At 55.1% G+C, this 17,213-nt stretch carries 18 protein-coding genes and 1 pseudogene; 4 read left to right on the top strand and 15 right to left on the bottom strand.

Annotated elements, in window-relative coordinates; genetic code table 11:
• The first annotated feature begins 11 nt into the window (after positions 1–11).
• Positions 12–1,058, top strand: coding sequence for a ferric ABC transporter ATP-binding protein (gene fbpC, locus OGV93_RS11940; RefSeq protein ID WP_049270222.1), 1,047 nt, complete (start codon positions 12–14; stop codon positions 1,056–1,058).
• 70 nt (positions 1,059–1,128) lie between these two features.
• Here fbpC and mmuM read toward each other — a convergent pair whose 3' ends face one another.
• From mmuM to OGV93_RS11895, 9 genes are all read right to left on the bottom strand, one after another.
• Entirely contained in the window at positions 1,129–2,070 is a 942-nt protein-coding gene (gene mmuM, locus OGV93_RS11935; protein WP_016151980.1) for a homocysteine S-methyltransferase, read from the bottom strand.
• Positions 2,057–3,460, bottom strand: a complete 1,404-nt coding sequence (mmuP, locus tag OGV93_RS11930; protein WP_032946968.1) for an S-methylmethionine permease — start codon at positions 3,458–3,460, stop codon at positions 2,057–2,059. Before mmuP ends, mmuM begins: the two co-directional genes overlap by 14 nt.
• Positions 3,461–3,734: 274 nt before the next feature.
• Positions 3,735–4,946: a 3-(3-hydroxy-phenyl)propionate transporter MhpT gene (gene mhpT, locus OGV93_RS11925; RefSeq protein WP_016155816.1), complete on the bottom strand. Its 1,212-nt coding sequence runs from the start codon at positions 4,944–4,946 to the stop codon at positions 3,735–3,737.
• Positions 4,947–5,014: 68 nt separating this feature from the next.
• The gene (mhpE, locus tag OGV93_RS11920; RefSeq protein ID WP_016151976.1) at positions 5,015–6,028 is read right to left on the bottom strand and encodes a 4-hydroxy-2-oxovalerate aldolase; all 1,014 of its coding nucleotides are present in this window, start codon (positions 6,026–6,028) and stop codon (positions 5,015–5,017) included.
• Positions 6,025–6,975, bottom strand: a complete 951-nt coding sequence (gene mhpF / locus OGV93_RS11915; protein ID WP_019076126.1) for an acetaldehyde dehydrogenase — start codon at positions 6,973–6,975, stop codon at positions 6,025–6,027. Before mhpF ends, mhpE begins: the two co-directional genes overlap by 4 nt.
• Positions 6,972–7,781 carry a 2-keto-4-pentenoate hydratase gene (gene mhpD / locus OGV93_RS11910; RefSeq protein WP_046275616.1) on the bottom strand — a complete coding sequence of 270 codons (810 nt, stop codon included), beginning with the start codon at positions 7,779–7,781 and terminating at the stop codon, positions 6,972–6,974. Before mhpD ends, mhpF begins: the two co-directional genes overlap by 4 nt.
• 9 nt (positions 7,782–7,790) lie before the next feature.
• Complete coding sequence (gene mhpC / locus OGV93_RS11905; RefSeq protein ID WP_286482713.1) at positions 7,791–8,657, bottom strand: 2-hydroxy-6-oxonona-2,4-dienedioate hydrolase; 867 nt, start codon at positions 8,655–8,657, stop codon at positions 7,791–7,793.
• A gap of 28 nt (positions 8,658–8,685) precedes the next feature.
• Positions 8,686–9,630, bottom strand: coding sequence for a 2,3-dihydroxyphenylpropionate/2,3-dihydroxicinnamic acid 1,2-dioxygenase (gene mhpB / locus OGV93_RS11900; protein ID WP_046275617.1), 945 nt, complete (start codon positions 9,628–9,630; stop codon positions 8,686–8,688).
• Between the two features lies 1 nt (position 9,631).
• Positions 9,632–11,296 (bottom strand): bifunctional 3-(3-hydroxy-phenyl)propionate/3-hydroxycinnamic acid hydroxylase, encoded by a 1,665-nt coding sequence (locus tag OGV93_RS11895; protein ID WP_016151971.1) that lies wholly within the window; start codon positions 11,294–11,296, stop codon positions 9,632–9,634.
• Positions 11,297–11,488: 192 nt separating this feature from the next.
• Between OGV93_RS11895 and OGV93_RS11890 the strand changes: the two genes are divergently transcribed.
• A complete protein-coding gene (locus tag OGV93_RS11890; RefSeq protein ID WP_046275638.1) occupies positions 11,489–12,301 on the top strand; it encodes a DNA-binding transcriptional regulator in 813 nt (270 codons plus the stop codon).
• A 135-nt stretch (positions 12,302–12,436) separates the two neighbouring features.
• The gene (locus tag OGV93_RS11885; protein WP_046275619.1) at positions 12,437–12,745 is read left to right on the top strand and encodes a putative quinol monooxygenase; all 309 of its coding nucleotides are present in this window, start codon (positions 12,437–12,439) and stop codon (positions 12,743–12,745) included.
• A gap of 127 nt (positions 12,746–12,872) precedes the next feature.
• Here the strand turns inward: OGV93_RS11885 and OGV93_RS11880 are convergent, their stop codons facing one another.
• The 4 genes and pseudogenes from OGV93_RS11880 to OGV93_RS11865 all read right to left on the bottom strand — a co-directional run bounded on the left by OGV93_RS11880 (position 12,873) and on the right by OGV93_RS11865 (position 15,700).
• Complete coding sequence (locus OGV93_RS11880) at positions 12,873–13,349, bottom strand: cold-shock protein (RefSeq protein ID WP_016151966.1); 477 nt, start codon at positions 13,347–13,349, stop codon at positions 12,873–12,875.
• A gap of 86 nt (positions 13,350–13,435) precedes the next feature.
• Complete coding sequence (locus OGV93_RS11875) at positions 13,436–13,681, bottom strand: YmjA family protein (RefSeq protein WP_287109596.1); 246 nt, start codon at positions 13,679–13,681, stop codon at positions 13,436–13,438.
• Positions 13,682–14,073: 392 nt separating this feature from the next.
• Positions 14,074–14,667: pseudogene (locus tag OGV93_RS11870) on the bottom strand (hypothetical protein); the annotation flags it as partial.
• Between the two features lie 253 nt (positions 14,668–14,920).
• Positions 14,921–15,700 (bottom strand): hypothetical protein, encoded by a 780-nt coding sequence (locus OGV93_RS11865; RefSeq protein ID WP_047416986.1) that lies wholly within the window; start codon positions 15,698–15,700, stop codon positions 14,921–14,923.
• A 452-nt stretch (positions 15,701–16,152) separates the two neighbouring features.
• On the opposite strand from OGV93_RS11865, the gene OGV93_RS11860 reads away from it, so the two are divergent.
• Positions 16,153–16,338: a SymE family type I addiction module toxin gene (locus OGV93_RS11860; RefSeq protein WP_200083782.1), complete on the top strand. Its 186-nt coding sequence runs from the start codon at positions 16,153–16,155 to the stop codon at positions 16,336–16,338.
• A 55-nt stretch (positions 16,339–16,393) separates the two neighbouring features.
• Here the strand turns inward: OGV93_RS11860 and OGV93_RS11855 are convergent, their stop codons facing one another.
• Together OGV93_RS11855 and OGV93_RS11850 are read right to left on the bottom strand one after the other, a co-directional pair.
• Positions 16,394–16,645: a MafI family immunity protein gene (locus OGV93_RS11855; protein ID WP_059180798.1), complete on the bottom strand. Its 252-nt coding sequence runs from the start codon at positions 16,643–16,645 to the stop codon at positions 16,394–16,396.
• 10 nt (positions 16,646–16,655) lie between these two features.
• Complete coding sequence (locus OGV93_RS11850; RefSeq protein ID WP_083261481.1) at positions 16,656–17,156, bottom strand: EndoU domain-containing protein; 501 nt, start codon at positions 17,154–17,156, stop codon at positions 16,656–16,658.
• Between the last annotated feature and the right edge of the window lie 57 nt (positions 17,157–17,213).

Raw genomic sequence — 17,213 nt, 5'->3', positions numbered from 1 at the left:
TGGAGCGCACTATGACTCAGAAAAATTTCGTTGAACTGCGCAACGTCACTAAACGATTTGGCAGCAACACGGTTATCGACAATATCAATCTCACCATTCCGCAGGGGCAAATGGTAACGCTGCTCGGCCCGTCCGGCTGCGGTAAAACCACCATCTTGCGTCTGGTTGCCGGGCTGGAAAAACCGAGCGAAGGACAAATTTTCATTGATGGCGAAGACGTTACTCATCGTTCTATTCAACAGCGCGATATCTGTATGGTGTTTCAGTCATATGCCCTGTTCCCGCATATGTCGTTAGGGGAGAATGTCGGTTATGGCCTGAAGATGCTCGGCGTGTCGCGCGCGGAGGTGAAAACCCGCGTCAAAGAGGCGCTGGCGATGGTGGATCTGGAAGGATTTGAAGACCGCTTTGTCGATCAGATCTCCGGCGGTCAGCAGCAGCGCGTGGCGCTGGCCCGTGCGTTGATCCTCAAACCGAAAGTGCTTCTGTTTGATGAACCGTTAAGTAACCTGGACGCCAACCTGCGTCGCAGCATGCGCGACAAGATCCGCGAGCTGCAAAAGCAGTTTGATATCACCTCGCTGTACGTCACCCACGATCAAAGCGAAGCCTTTGCGGTTTCCGATACCGTACTGGTGATGAACAAGGGACACATCATGCAGATCGGCTCGCCGCAGGATCTCTATCGCCAGCCCGCCTCCCGCTTTATGGCGAGCTTTATGGGCGATGCCAACCTGTTCCCGGCCACCTTCAGCGACAGATACGTTGATATCTACGGCTATCATCTGCCGCGCCCACTGCACTTTAGCGATCAAGGCGAGGGCATGGTAGGCGTGCGCCCGGAAGCGATCACGCTCAGCGACCGCGGCGAAGAGAGCCAACGCTGCGTGATCAGCCATGTCGCGTATATGGGACCCCAATATGAGGTCACGGTGGAGTGGCACGGACAGGAGATTTTATTGCAGGTCAACGCTACGCGTCTGCAGCCGGACGTCGGCGAGCAGTATTATCTCGAAATCCATCCGTACGGCATGTTTGTGCTGGCGGATGCGGCATAAAGTGTTACCCATGTTTCCGGTTCATACCGTATCGCCATCTGGCAAAAAATGCCCGATGGCGGCTTACGTCTTATCGGGCCTGGGCCTGAACTTTTAACGCGGCAATATCCGCAGGCGTGGTGCGACAGCACCCGCCAATCAATCGTGCGCCAGCGGCCTGCCACTGTGGCAGATAATCCGCCAGTTGCGCACAAGACTCACCGTGATGATGCCAGGTTTTGCTCGCGGCATCGTACTGCTCGCCCGAATTCGGATACACCACCAGCGGCAGCGCCGTTAAGCCGTGTAAATGCTGCAACGCAGCGGTGGTGTTTTCCAGCGCAATGCAGTTAATGCCTAACGCCACCACCTGCGGATAATCCGCCAGCAACGCGACCACGTCACGCAGCGGCGTACCGTCGCTCAGGTGCTCGCTGTCACGCAGAGTAAATGAGAACCAGGCTCGCGCACGCGGGTACGCGGTCAACAGCTCAGCCAGTGCGCCAATCTCGACAAAATTCGGCAGGGTTTCGCAGGCCAGCAGATCGGCCCCGGCATCCAGCAATGCTTCCACGCGCGGGCGATGAAACGCCTGGAACGCCTCGGCGCTGCGCTGGTAATCGCCACGGTATTCAGAGCCGTCCGCCAGATACGCGCCGTAAGGTCCGACAGATCCCGCCACCAACAGCGTGCCCGCTTGCGGGTTCTCTGCCAGATACGCTTCACGCGCTTTACGCGCCAGCTCCACGCTTTTGCCAATCAGCGCTTTCGACTGCGCTTCATCCAAACCACGCGCGGCAAAGCCCGCCGGTGTCGCCTGATAGCTGGCAGTGATCGCGCATTGCGCCCCCGCCCGGTAATAATCAAGATGCACTTCGCGGATAAGCTCCGGGTTTTCTACCAGCACTTTGGCTGACCACAGGCTGTCGGCTAAGTTACACCCTCGCGCTTCCAGCTCCGTCGCCATCGCGCCATCCAGTAACAGGACATCCTGTTTCTCAAGGAGAGCGCGTAACGGATTATTCTGCGACATGTTCTGGCTCCTGTTTTGCGTTACGGGGTTGAGTAAGGAAATATGCACCATAGCACAACGCAACAAACGGTAACCCGCACCACAACGCAATTCTCTGCGCTGGATCGAATGCCAGCCCTACACAGGCCACCAGGCACAACACAAATCCCAATACCGGCACCAGCGGATACCACGGCGCACGATAATGTAATGCACTCAATGCCTTACCCTGTTGCAGATGACGGCGGCGAAAAACAAAGTGCGAGGCGCAGATGCTCAGCCACACCGCCACCACCGCAAACCCGGAGATTGCCGACAGCGCGACAAATACCGTGTCCGGGGCCACCACGCTGGAAAACAGCGCCAGTACGCCGCCGAGCATACTGACCGACAGCGCCGTCAGCGGCACGCCGTTTTTCGTTACTCGCGCAAAACAGGCTGGCAGCGTACGTTCATTCGACAGCGACCAGAGCATGCGCCCGGAGGCATACAGCCCGGAGTTCGCCGCAGAAAGAATGGCTGTCAGGATCACGAAGTTAAAAATATCGGCGGCGTACGGAATACCTACCTTCTCAAACACCAGCACAAACGGGCTTTTCTCCACGCCCGCCTGCTGCATCGGGATCAGCGCCGCCAGCACAAACACGGTGCCGATAAAGAAAATAATCAGTCGCGCGATGGTGGTACGAATCGCCACCGGGATCACCTTGCGCGGATTTTCCGTTTCACCGGCGGCAATACCGATAAGCTCGGTTCCCGAAAAAGCAAAGTTCACCGCCACCATCGTCATCAGGATCGGTAAGCCGCCATGCGGGAACCAACCTTCCGCTGTGATATTACTTAGCCCCGGCGCGGGCGAGCCATCCTGCATCGGGATAAAGCCAAAAATCGCCGCCCCGCCGAGGATAATAAAGGCGATGATAGTGACCACTTTCACCAACGAGAACCAGAACTCCCCTTCGGCAAAAAAGCGCGTGGAGATAACGTTCAGGCCAAAAATAATCACACAGAACACCACGCACCAGACCCATACTGGCACCAACGGAAACCAGTACTGCATACAGAATCCGGCAGCGGTAAAACTCGAACCAAGCGCCACGGTCCAGGTCAGCCAGTAGAGCCAGGCCACGGTATACCCCGTCGCCGGGCCGAGATAGCGCGCGGCATAGACGTGAAACGCCCCGGTCTCCGGCATCGCGACCGACAGCTCGCCCAGACACTGCATAACCAGCCAGACCACCAGCGCGCCAATCAGATAGGCCAGCAGCGTTCCCGCGGCCCCGGTAGTGGAGATGATGTAGCCGGTATTGAAGAATAACCCTGTGCCAATCACGCCGCCTAAGGAGAGCATAATCAGGTGACGCGTTTTCATCGTGCGCTTCAGTGGCGCATTTTGTTGTGTTGTTTGCATATAACCTTCCAAACGTATGGACATCTAAACATCCAAAGAAGGTGTGTTATACCGCGTTTGTTAACACAATGCAAAATCAACCCTGCACCAGACGCAGATGACCGCGCCGGGCGCTTAATATCGGGTGGGGGTTAATTATCAAATATAAAAAGGGCCGCCAGCTCATAACGCCTCCGTTGCCAGGCTTTATATAAACTCTGGCAACGTCATCGCCGGCTGGCGTTCACCCGGAAGTGGGAACCGTATCTCCCCACTCATACAACCGAACGATTGTTTATGAGCCACTGGTCGGGATCGGCATCTGCGATTTACGGCTCATCAGGAAAAATACCGCCAGCCCTGCCAGTAAAATGCCCGGCGCAGAAGCCGCCATCACGCCTACCGTTCCTGTGCCGAGCGCTAACATTTTTCCTGCCAGCAGCGGGCCGCTCATCGCCCCCAGACGCCCAACGGCGACGGCGGTACCCACGCCTGTCGCGCGGATCTGCGTACTGTAAAACAGCGGAGCCAGCGCATACAGCACGCTTTGTCCTCCAGTGGCAAACATCCCCGCCACAAATCCGGCCATCAGCATACCGCTCAATGACGACACCGTCCCCAGCGCCAGCAACGAAGCCAACATCCCGGTGTAGATCAGAAGCGACATGACCACCGGGCGCAGTTTGTCCATTAATGCCCCGAGAATTAACGTGCCGCTGGCCGCACCGATTTGCAGAGCAAACATCACGCCAGCCGCCTGCGAGGGCTGAAAGCCCTGCTCCACCAGCAGCATCGGCAGCCAGTTGATCAGCATATACACCACCAGCAGGGTGAAGAAATAGCACAGCCACAGCAGCAGCGTGGCGGTGGCGGTCGCGGGTGCGAACAGGGCGCGCAACGGCGCGGCGGCCACCTGCGTTTGCTGGGCATAAACCTGTGATTCTGGCAGCCAGCGCATCAACAACGGCACCAGCAGCAGCGGGATCACTCCGCCAACCCAGAACACCGTTTGCCAGGCGGCGGCCAGACCGCTAAATCCGAGCGCCGCCGCTAACGCCGCGCCAATCGGCACGCCACAGTACATCAGGCTCACCGCCGTACCGCGAAAACGCGGGCCTGCCGCTTCGGAGGTCAGCGCGATCAGATTCGGCAACGCCGCGCCCAACCCGACGCCGGTCATCAGACGGGCAAACACCAGCGACGAGAAATCCCAGGAAATCGCCGTCGCCAGCGAGAACAGGCCGAACAGCGCCACCGAGGCAATAAGAATACGCTTGCGGCCATAGCGATCGGCCAGCATGCCGCCCACCAGCGCGCCGGGCAGCAGTCCGAGAATGCCCGCACTGAAGATCCAGCCCATCTGCATTTTATCCAGCGCAAACGCCTGGGCGATACCGACGGCAGCGATCCCGGCGGCCTGTAGATCCAGCCCTTCCATCAGGGCAACTAAAAAGCAAAGCCCGACGGTTAACGTCAGGCGGTAAGATGTGGGGGTACGGGTAGTCATAAGATGTACCTCTGAGGTCACGATGCAGGTGAGTCGCGGCTGATACGTTGCCAGCCGCGTAATCATTTTTATTTGCTATTGCGCAGATCCAGCGCCACGTCGACGATCATATCTTCCTGGCCGCCCACCATTCGGCGTTTGCCCAGTTCAACCAGAATATCGACCGCGCTCAGGCCATAACGCGCCGCCGCCACTTCGCAGTGACGCAAGAAGCTGGAGTACACCCCGGCATAGCCCAGTGCCAGCGTTTCGCGATCCACCCGCACCGGACGGTCCTGCAATGGACGCACCAGATCGTCGGCGGCGTCCATCAGCGCATACAGATCGGTGCCGTGCTGCCAACCGAGCTTATCCGCAGCGGCGATAAACACTTCCAGCGGCGCGTTGCCCGCGCCAGCGCCCATACCCGCCAGGCTGGCGTCGATACGGTCGCAGCCCTCTTCCACCGCGGCAATCGAGTTCGCCACGCCGAGGCTCAGGTTGTGATGCGCATGCATTCCGGTTTCTGTCTCCGGCTTCAGCACCGCTTTCAGGGCGCGGAAGCGGGCGCGAATATCGCTCATATTCATCGCCCCGCCAGAATCGACCACGTAGATACACGTCGCGCCGTAGTTTTCCATCAGCTTCGCCTGCTGCGCCAGATTCTCCGGCGTGGTCATATGGCTCATCATCAGAAAGCCGACGGTATCCATGCCGAGCTCACGCGCGTACTGAATATGCTGGGCCGACACGTCCGCTTCAGTGCAGTGGGTCGCCACGCGCACCACTCGCGCGCCGGCCTGATACGCGTTTTTCAGGTCATGAAGAGTGCCGATGCCCGGCAGCAACAGCGTGGCGATCTTTGCGTGTTTGACCACGTCTGCTGCCGCTTCAATCCACTCGAGATCGCTGTGCGCGCCAAAGCCGTAGTTAAAGCTGGAACCTTGTAAACCGTCGCCGTGGGCCACCTCAATAGAATCAACCCGCGCGTCGTCCAGCGCTTTGGCAATCTGGCGCACGTTTTCCAGCGAATACTGGTGACGAATCGCATGCATACCGTCACGCAGGGTCACGTCAGAGATATAGAGTTTTTTACCGTTCATGCTGCTTCTCCTGCCTGACGGGTGAGTGACTGCGCCATCTGCTCAGCGGTCGCCAGCGCGCTGGAAGTCATAATGTCGAGGTTGCCCGCGTAGGCGGGTAAATAGTGCGCCGCACCTTCCACTTCCAGATACACCGCGGTTTTCAGCCCGGAAAACTGACCAATACCCGGCAGATTCACCGGTTTATCCTCCGGGATGACTTCAAACTGGACGCGCTGTTTCAGGCGATAGCCTGGCACATACGCCTGCACCGCCGCCGCCATGTCATTAATCGACGCTTCAACTTCAAGCTGGGAGGCCGCTTCGCTCAACACATACACCGTGTCGCGCATCATCAGCGGCGGCTCAGCCGGGTTAAGTACGATAATGGCTTTGCCTTTGGCCGCGCCCCCCACCACTTCAATCGCCTTCGAGGTGGTTTCGGTAAACTCGTCGATATTGGCTCGGGTGCCCGGTCCCGCAGATTTACTGGCGATCGAGGCGATAATTTCGGCGTAATGGACTTTTGCCACGCGAGAAACCGCCGCCACCATCGGGATGGTCGCCTGCCCGCCGCAGGTCACCATATTGACGTTCTGCTGGTTAACGTTGGCCTCCAGATTCACCACCGGGACGCAGTACGGGCCGATCGCTGCGGGCGTCAGGTCGATCAGACGGATCCCCGGTTTTACGGCGCGCAGCGCGGCGTCATTTTTCACGTGCGCGCCCGCGCTGGTGGCATCAAACACGATGTCAATGTCAGCGAATTCTGGCATCGCAAGAAGCCCCGTCACCCCTTCATGGGTGGTGGCAACGCCCATACGCCGGGCGCGTGCCAGACCGTCGGATTGCGGATCAATCCCCACCATCACCGCCATCTCCAGACGTACGCCGTGACGCAGAATTTTAATCATCAAATCGGTGCCGATGTTGCCAGAGCCGATAATGGCGACTTTACGCTTACTCATGACTGACTTCCTTTTGTAACCGCCGCTGAAAAGGTGGCGGCAACTGAACCAATACCGTCGATATGGGCTTCGAAACGATCGCCCGCATTCACCGCCACCATCGGGCCTAACGCCCCGGTGAGAATAATGTCCCCGGCACGCAGCGGCTCGCCGAGGCTGGCCATTTTGCGCGCCAGCCACACGGCGGCGTTGATCGGATGTCCCAGACATTCGCTACCGCGCCCGCTGGAAACCTCTTCGTTATTGCGCGTCATTTTCATCGCGCAGTTTTTCAGATCTAATCCTGCCGGATGTTGTGCCGGGCCGCCGACCACATACACGCCACAGGAGGCGTTATCCGCCACGGTATCAACAAACTTGATCGACCAGTCGCGAATACGGCTGCCGACCACTTCCAGCGCGGGTAGCACCCACTCGATGGCGTTGTACAGCTCGTCAAAGGTGGTATCGGCATTGGGCAGATCGCGGTTCAGCACCAGCGCAATCTCCGCTTCAATACGCGGTTGTAGCACGCGGGCAAACGCAATGGTGTCGTTGTCGCCGTAGCACATGTCGGCGAACAGCGTGCCGAAGTCCGGCTGATCGACGCCCAGCTGCTGTTGCACTTTCGGGTGCGTCAGCCCCACTTTGCGCCCGACGACGCGACGCCCTCGCGCCACGTCATACTGCACATTGATACGCTGAATGGCGTAGGCCGCTTCGGCGTTATCCACGCCGATCAGTTCACGCAGCGGGGCGATAGCGTCCCCTTTTTCCTCAGCCTGACGTAAATCGGCGGCTAACTGCTCAAGATTAAGATTCGTCATGTCCGTTCCTTAAGGGCGTGCGAGGAAGTTCAGCACCAGCTGGTTAAAAGCATCCGCATGTTCCCACTGTGCCCAGTGCCCGCAGTCGCGGTAGATGTGCAGCTCAGACCCGGCAATCCCGGAGAGCAGGCGCAGGCCGGCGTCCATCGGCACGAAGCGGTCGTTGCGTCCCCAGACAATCAGGGTCTGGGCTTTGATTTCCCCCAGGCGCGGGCTGAAATCCGGAAACTGTTTCGGGTTGGCTTCAAGGCTGTGGACAAAGTTTTCCAGGTGATCGCGACACGACAGCATGTTATTCAGACGCGCCTCAAACAGCGCCTCGGTCAGGTCGCTGGTGTCGAAGACAAAGATCTCCATCATCAGCTTCAGGTTCTCGATGGTCGGTTCGCGGTACAGCTGATTCAGGCGCTTGATGCCTTCGGTCGGCATCGGGGTAAACAGGCTCATGCCCCCCGTCCCGCCGCCCATCAGCACCAGCTTGCCCACACGCTCCGGCCAGCTCAGGGTGAACGCCACGGCACTGTGGCCCCCCATCGAGTTGCCCAGCAGATGGATTTTCTGAATATCCAACTGATCGACCACGCTTTTCAGAATGCGAGCATTGAGATCGGATCGCGAACCGCGGTTTACGATGCCATCGCTTTTGCCCCAGCCAGGACAATCCAGCAGGATCACCCGGTATCCAGCCTCCACCAGCGGATCGATATTGCGGCTGAAGTTCGCCCAGCCCGTCGCACCCGGACCAGACCCATGCAACAGCACGACGGTCTCTTCGCCCTGCCCACAGTCATTGAAATGTACGCGCAGCGTTTCGCCTGCTTCCTGCACCTGCAGAAAACGACTGGTTGCGGCTTCGGTTTGCGGTTGGTAAGTCATGATGTTCTCCTGCATATTCAGTTCTGTTTCAGTTCTGTGTGGTGGCGCTCAGGGAGCCGAATCCAGCGATCCACTCTGGGATCGGGCGGTAATAACGGCCTTCGCTGCGCCAGTTGCCAAAGGCAGAAATAGCGGCGAAGGCAGCAACCCAGGTTTTAACTTCGTGCGTTGATTTGCCCGCCATCGCGGACAGTTCTTCGTTACTGACCGCGTCCAGCTCCTGCAAACGCCCCTGTTCAAGCAGCGTCATAAAGCGGTTATCCCAGACAGGGTTAAGCGGATGCAGCGTGTGTTGATCGGCCACAAACTTCTCGGCGGCGCTGATCACCCGCTGCTGGCGCAGCTCGCGCTCGTTTTCAGGCAGTTGTTTGCCGCTGCCGAGCAGGCGGTCGCGCATATGGGCATCGGCCTTCGCCAGCTCCGGGACCGGCGGCTGATGCGACAGGCCGCCGGAGCCTAAAAACAGCACACGCTGATTCAGCGAGCTGGCGAATCGGCCAATCGCTTCACCGAGCATGCGGGTACGCTGAAAGCCCGGCAGCGGCGTGGCGACGCCGTTAATAAACACCGGCAGCACCGGCACGTTATCCAGACCGCCGAGCAAAAACTCCAGCGGCTGCGCGAAGCCGTGATCGACCTGCATGTTGTAGGACACGGCGAGATCGATGCCGCTTTTCATTACCGCGTGGGCGCAGGCTTCAGCGAGATCTGTCGGCACCGGCAGTTCCCCCGCCGCGCTACCGAAATCGCCGATCGCCGTAGCGCCTACGCCTAAACAGAACGGCGGCATCACGTCGTAGAAAAATCCGTTGTAGTGATCGGGGGCAAACAGCACCACCAGTTCAGGGTCGAACGCCGCAATACGTGCCCGGGCGCTGGCGATCACACCGTTAACCTCGTCGAGCACGGCCTGCGCCGGGTCGACGTAACCCACCAGCGGCGAGTGGGAAAGACAGTGAAGATAAGCGTGCATATCAGGCCACCTTTTCAGCGGGAATGTGGGCATTAACGCGGGTGAGCGTCATCACCGACGCCAGTTTATTCAGGGTACTACCCAGGGTTTGCGGAATGGCGATGGCGGCCACAAAGCGGTCCGGGCGTATCACCACCAGCGCGGCGTTGTGCTGGGCAAACCACGCGCGCAGGCGGTTTTGCGTATCGCCAATGCGGGTAACGCCGTCGTGGTTATCCTGATCGGTTTGTATCTGTGTATCCGGCACCACCTGGATAAACTGTGTCCCCAGCGCCTGCCACTGTTGGATCTGCGCCTCGCTCATGCCCCACAGCGGGTTACAGCCCCAACCGATCACCGCGAAATTCGGTCCGATGACGTTGTCGAGCAGCGTCACTTCACCTGATTCCAGCGTTACCTTCGGCTGGATAAACATCTTGCCAACGGGAGAGGTTTTCGCGTCGCCTTCACGCACCAGCGCCCCGGCGTGGTACTGCGGCATCGGCTTAAAGCGCATTTCAAGGAAGTAGCGTTTGACCGGCGGAATGTAGTTCAGCAGCCAGGAAACCCCGTCGCGCACCGCGCCGTGCCAGCGTTTCGGCGGCGCAAGTACGTTGCCTGCGGTCACCGAGAGATCGATCATCGCTTTGGCGTGGTCGCGGCGCTCCTGCTGGTAGGTATCCAACAGCGCATCACCGGCTTTGCCCTCAATCACCAGCGCCAGTTTCCACGCCAGATTGAAAGCATCGCGCATGCCACTGTTGTACCCCTGCCCCTGCCAGACCGGCATAATGTGCGCCGCATCGCCCGCCAGCAGCACGCGGTCAATGCGAAAACGTTCGGCCAGACGTGCGTTATGGGTATATACGCGCTGGCGGATCAGCTCGACGTTGTCCGGGTTCGGCAGCACTTTGCTCAAAAGCTGGCGCATATTCTGCGGTTCGCTGAGCTGCGCTTCGGTTTCCCCTGGCATTACCATAAATTCAAAGCGGCGCACCGCGTGCGGCAGCGCGGCGGAGACATACGGGCGCACCGGATCGCAGCACAGATACACATGCGGCGTGCTGAGCGGATCGTTAGCGATATCCACCACAATCCACTGATTCGGCGCGGTTTTGCCTTCAAATGGCACATTCAGCGAACGTCTGACGTTGCTGGCCCCACCGTCGCAGGCCACCAGCCACTGAGCTTTCACCGTTTCACGCTGGCCATCCGGCGCTTTCAGGTTCAACGTCACTTCACCATTTTGCTGGCTGAAGGCTTCCAGTTCGCGGGAGAACAGGCAGCGCACGTTGGGAAAACGCGACAGCCCTTCCAGCATCACCGCGTCCACCTGCGGCTGAATAAACGCGTTGCGGCGCGACCAGCCAAATTCGTCGGTCATCGGCTGGATATCAGCAAAACAGCGCCCTTTCGGGGTGAGAAAGCGCATCGCATGCCACGGCGTGGTGTGCGGCAGAACATTTTCGACCAGACCGACGGACTGCATGGTGCGCAGCGCTTCATCGTCAATGCCGATGGCGCGAGGATAGTCGATAAGGGTATCGAGCTTCTCCACCACCAGCACCTCAATGCCCATCTGGCCAAGATAGTTCGCCATCATCAGCCCTACCGGACCGGCTCCGGCAATCGCTACCTGCACGGTGTGCTGCACAGCGGGTTGGATATCTGGATTTATTGTTGTCATTTCAGAACCTCACTACTCGGACAAAATGCAATTGCAGACCCTGGTGAGGCGCAATTGTTTTTTGTTAAAAGAATGTGAATAATTTTTTATTGTGCGGTCAGTATAGAAGTGAGTTTTTGCGCTACAATCAAAACATGCCTTGATGTGCACTAAGTGCACAACGTTGTTTTAACTGTAGATTTGTCAATAAATATGAAAAGTGACGACGGTACCGAATACAAAACCGTGCGCGGGTTAACGCGCGGACTAATGTTATTAAATATGTTAAATCGTCTCGACGGCGGGGCCAGCGTTGGCCTGCTGGCAGAGCTGAGCGGCCTGCACCGCACCACGGTCAGGCGACTACTGGAAACCCTGCAGGATGAGGGTTACGTCCGGCGCAGTCTGTCCGATGACAGCTTTCGCTTAACCATTAAGGTCCGTCAGCTCAGTGAGGGATTTCGTGACGAGCAGTGGATTTCTGCGCTCGCCGCCCCGCTGTTGGGGGATTTGCTGCGCGAGGTCATCTGGCCGACCGACGTTTCCACGCTGGATGTGGACGCGATGGTGGTGCGTGAAACCACCCATCGCTTCAGCCGCCTGTCGTTTCATCGGGCGATGGTCGGGCGTCGTTTGCCGCTGCTGAAAACCGCATCCGGCCTGACCTGGCTGGCATTTAGCCCGGAGAATGAACGTCAGGAACTGATTGAAATGCTGGCTTCACGACCGGGAGATGAGTTCCAGTTGGCGCGCGAACCGCTGAAGCTCGACGCCATTTTGAGCCGTGCGCGTAAAGACGGTTTTGGCCAGAACTTTCGCGGTTGGGATCAGGAGGAGAAAATCGCCTCTATCGCCGTCCCCATTCGCAGTGAACAGCGGGTGATCGGCTGCCTGAATCTGGTGTATATGGCCAGCGCCATGACCATCGAACAGGCCGCGGAAAAACATCTTCCGGCCTTACAAAAGGTGGCGAAACAGATAGAAGATGGCGTTGAGTCGCAGGAGATTTTGGTTGCCGGGAGGTGAGATGGATCACAGTTAAGCGGATCATCGGATTAATAGCTGAGATAACTCACTCACCGACCGATATAACACAGTGGCGTCTTGCCCTAAATATATCTTCATCACATAGTGTGCATTCGTTTTCTGCCAGGAGGCTGCATGTTAAAGGTCATTGCCGAAGATTTCATCAAACCTGAGTATATTGAAACCGTTCTCCCTTGGTACCGTGAGCTAATATCGGCGACGAAGAAAGAGCCGCAATGCATTGCTTATGACCTCTATATTGATGAAAAAGATCCGGGGCATTTTATTTTTATCGAAGAATGGCCAAACCACGCGGCTCTCGATGAACATTGTGCCAGTGAGCATTTCCGGCGACTTGTGCCGTTAATCGATCAATACACGCGCCAGGAAGCACGTTACATACTGATGGATGACGTGGTAATTCCAGGTGCCTCATCAAAATAAAAAAACAGAATGGAATTTGCTATTTGGCTCAAATGGATATTCCCTTCTGACAAAAATACGCATAAAAAAACCGAAACCCCGCTTCTGAAAAGAGCTGGATTTCGGTTTTCATTCACTCTGAAGGGCTTCAGACCTTAAGCAGTTTCACCGTCTCGTCGATATCGATTTCATCTTCCGAGAAGATCAGCGTCGTGCCCTGGAAGGTGGTGATGGCCAGCTTTTTCAGCGTGCGCATTTCACCAGGCTTCACGTCTGATTTCGGTCGGATGCTGTTCATCAGCACACCAACGGACAGCACCGCATTTTCTTTGTCGATACGAGTCTCAGCAGGGACTTCTTCGCTGTAGACCAGGTAAGACTTGATCGCCGTGAGCTTCAGACGCTCGCCCGCGATATAGATGTATTTGCTGTCGGGTATGACTTTTACCGCGTAGGCAGATAAGCCTTTGTTGTTGGTGGTAGGCTCAAAGGTCACCGCCGCGTCTTTCTTGATCAGCTCAGGATTAGCAACCTTAATCACATGAAAATAGCGGTTGTCGCCGTTTTCATCTTTGATAAATCCAAAGCCTTTATCTTTAAACCACGTTGTGATTGTTCCGTTCATTGCTGTTTCCGCCTGATTAAACCTATTACTTGTAGAGTATACCTACTCAATTTGCGCGCAGTGTAAAACACAGGCCATGTCTTTGGCTACTCGTTCCCCCAACGATTGAGGAACTGCGCGATATCATCGATACGCTGTGCGTCGACTCCAGCCTCGGTTGCCATCTCCTGCTGCGCTTCTTCGCTGATCTCTTCATTGTTCATCAAACGAGTGATCAACTGCTGGAAGTAGAGTGCCAGTGCGTCGCGTTCTGTATCGCTCACCGGCTTTGCAGCTTCAGTCGCGTATTCGTCGGCGATATCATAAAATTTTAGCGGAATGTCGTTGTTCATCGGGTGCTCCGGGGTAAATGCGTGTGCCAGCAGTTGCCTGCCGCGTCTGGTGTGAATGATAGCATTCTTATTTCATGGTTCGCGATATGTTTTATTGGCTGTAATACGTTGCATATATCAACACTATTTTCTGGAGCCGCTTCGTATTTAATAAATCTACTCTTATTTAAATGACGTTTTATTCAGCTCGGTATAACAGCCACAGGTTAAATAGTGTAGTAACGAAGGAAAGTAGTTAAAGTCTTTTCCCGGAGCATTAAATGATTTAGGGGATATTCCGGTGATTAAACAGCAAAAAATAATGATTCCCCTGCAGGCCTGCTAAGCGAAGCGCCATCGAGCATTTATCCTCGCCGCCACTCCCCCTCCAGGATGGCGGCCAGACCGCGAGTCCATCCCTTCGATTGGCGTCCAATTATTTTTCCATTCCCTACGCTTGCTTCTAACCACCCAATTACAGGTGTAGAGTCAGCACCTAAATTACCTACAATATTTAGCGCCTTATTTCGAGCACTTTCCCAGTTTTTCTCAGACTTTAATATTGTTTCAATTCGAGTTACTGAGCAAGGTACTATCGAACCTGGCAATATAATGCAAGCCAGCAAACCACCTGTCGCTTCAAGCGCAACCTGGTTCCCTGATGAAGCGTCTTTAACTGTATCCGCTATCGCCGACCAGGTTTCACTCTTCATCAGCGCAGTAACCGTATCCGCCACCACCTGATTCTTCCCGGCCAGGTCACTCATGGCCTTGCTGCAGTAACTATCACCCGCAGCACAGGCTGCCAGCGCCATGGCCGCATCAGCAACATAATCCGCTGAGCCTGGTGCTGCATCACCGGTATCAGCGAGGGCATTGATAATACCGTTCGCGATGGAAGAGGTTGTACCGTCACCCAGTTTTTCCCTGACCTGATTTTTCAGCGATTCAGCGGCCTGTTTCGCCGCTTCACGGGCCCGGTCACCACTGAGCGAGTTATTCTCAACAACTATTATTTCCTATGACGCTCATGCAATTTATTTTTCAACCATACTCCAGCACCTAATACTACTCCTGCGATGCTCCCTTTTTTCAATGCGATATATAATGCCTCTTCCCATGAAAAAAGGAATGCCCCATCCTTGAAGTAGAAAATTGTTGACACTCCTAGTTGGCATATGAAAAGAACAACAGAGATTAAGGCAGTACAGTACACAACCAAGAAAAGAAGCCAAAGGGTACCAACCTTGCTGAAGAGATTCATTGCTTCTTCTCCCGCTTGTCTAATTCATCTTTTACAGCTTTTCCTGTAAGTTCAGAAGCAGTAGAACCTGTAACTGCACCAATAACATCCTTTGTCACTTGATCAGTTACCGGAGACAATGAATCAACAACTTTTCCCCCTAAACTACCAGCCGCACTACCAAAGCCAGTACTTATCACAGAGTTAGTCGGATCTTCCCCTTTAATCGCACTGCCAATCGCAGCACCTCCCATATTGATCGCTGCTGATGCCTGCCAACTTTTACCTGTAGTCGCGGCAGCTGTCACACCGGCGAGAATTGCATCAACATAGCTGAAAGGATCATTCCCGCTAAGTTGTACGCCCGTATTCACGCCCACACCGATTGCCGCATTAACCGCCATACCTTCTTTTATTGTGGTGCCAAGGACACTGCTGCCAAATAACAATACCGGGTCTCCAATACTGGCATTGGATTTATGATAACCCCATGTATTCATGATGGTTTGTGCTTTCTGCTGCGCCTCTGTCTGTGGCGCTGACTTCATATAATCCTGCCCAGTCAGCATTCCTGCGATCAGCTCTTTAGTTACTGCCTCACCATATTTAGCCTGCATGTCAGATGCATATATTTTCAAATAACTTACCAACTCGGTTCGCTCTGCCGTGCTCAACTCCGCTGGTTCTTTATTGAACTTAGCAACCAGTGCATCGCTACGTTTATCGGCATTCTCAAGTTGTAAAAACTCTTTCGCGGTTTGCAGGGATTTATCGCCTTTTAAGACTTTCTCTGCCAAAGCATCACGTTTTTCCGAGGAGGTACTGCTCAGTAAATTATTCTCAACAACAACTCGCTCCGGTGTACAGTCTGACGGCGAACACGATTTTTCCCTGTCCTATCAGTCAGTTACATCCGTTTTTTGATGAGGCGTTTCGCTGGCCGTTACTTTTTGCCCCGACGCGCTTTTTTCAGCCCATTACGTAATCCTCCCAACGCCGCACAGTAGCGGGGTGAAGAGCGAGGTTTTAGGTTGTAGAAACACGCTCCCGAAGCGACCAGGGCTGTGCAATTACTTATTCAGTAAGGCTCTTCTGGCTTCCAACAATGCTTGTTGAAGCCAATCAAAATCTACCACCCTAATATTCGGTGAAAACTCAACTTTGATGTTATTCTCACCGTCTTCTTGCTGTAAAAGAGCCTGTAAACGCGATTCTACGCCAAAGATCTTTTTCCAAAGCACAGCGGCGGATGAAGATCGGCTATGTCAGTAGCCGGCATTTTTACCACCACAACTACACTGCCACCTGGTTTTCCAGCAGCCCCAGCCTGCGCCTGAACGGTAACTGGCTGGCAGAAGTGGGATTCAGCACCGACACGCCGGTCATTGTCAGCGTGGAACAGAGACGACTGGTAATCGAGCCGGTTAAGGGCTGACGGTTAAGAAGAAGATCCCGGCCTGAGGCAGGGATTAGTCATAGCTATCAGGATGTTATTTCTCTGGATTGATATATGTATATCTACTATCTATTTCTAGTCCAAGATCATTAGCTATTTTAAGCACTTGTGTATATTCATCTTTGCTAATCACAACATCATAATCAGCGATGTGATCACATAGCGTTTCGAATGCTAATACGTTCTCTGAGAACCCAATATAATCTAGGGCAAAGTCAACTAGCGAAGGATCCAACCGATCCTTTAACCCTTCACCTAAAGATCTAATTTTGTCATTAATATCCATTGCGCCCACACTATTTCTTAATTGGCTTTAAAGCTGGAGGAGTCGGATTATTATCCGGGAACGCTGTTACTATTTTCCCACTAGCTGGCTCGTATACCACACGAACTCTAACACCCTCTCGCTCTTCCCAGGCAACCCATCTTGCTGGTCTTCCTGCATTTGTATACGTCCCGCCCGTTCCGGTCTGGGCAAACCATTTGGTATCGGGTGAAGTAGCTATATCACCCACAGTATGAACAACCTTGTCTGCTGACCAACTTTGAGGGAAAACTGTTTTTCCTGGATTTCCGGGATACAGATGTCCACCTTGTGTAGGGCTATCCCCATATAAAATATGCTGTTTCGCTTCCGGCGAAAGGATATCCACATATTTCTGGTTTGCAGGTGATAATCCAAGATCGGAGCTTTTCGCAACAGATAAAAACGCTTTAGCTGCTACATACTGAATCAGTTTTGCTTCACTGGTCGGCACACCACTCGCCAGGATTTCCGCAGCTTGTTGCGGTGTCATTTCTCCATTTGCGGTCAACGCACTGACCGGAACCCCAAAGAATTCGCCCCAGGCAGT

Source organism: Citrobacter sp. Cb031 (genome assembly GCF_030336725.1).
In the GTDB taxonomy this organism is placed as follows: Bacteria; Pseudomonadota; Gammaproteobacteria; order Enterobacterales; family Enterobacteriaceae; genus Citrobacter; species Citrobacter braakii.
The sequence above is the reverse complement of the archived record's forward strand: the minus strand, read 5'-3'. Positions and strand labels throughout refer to the sequence as shown.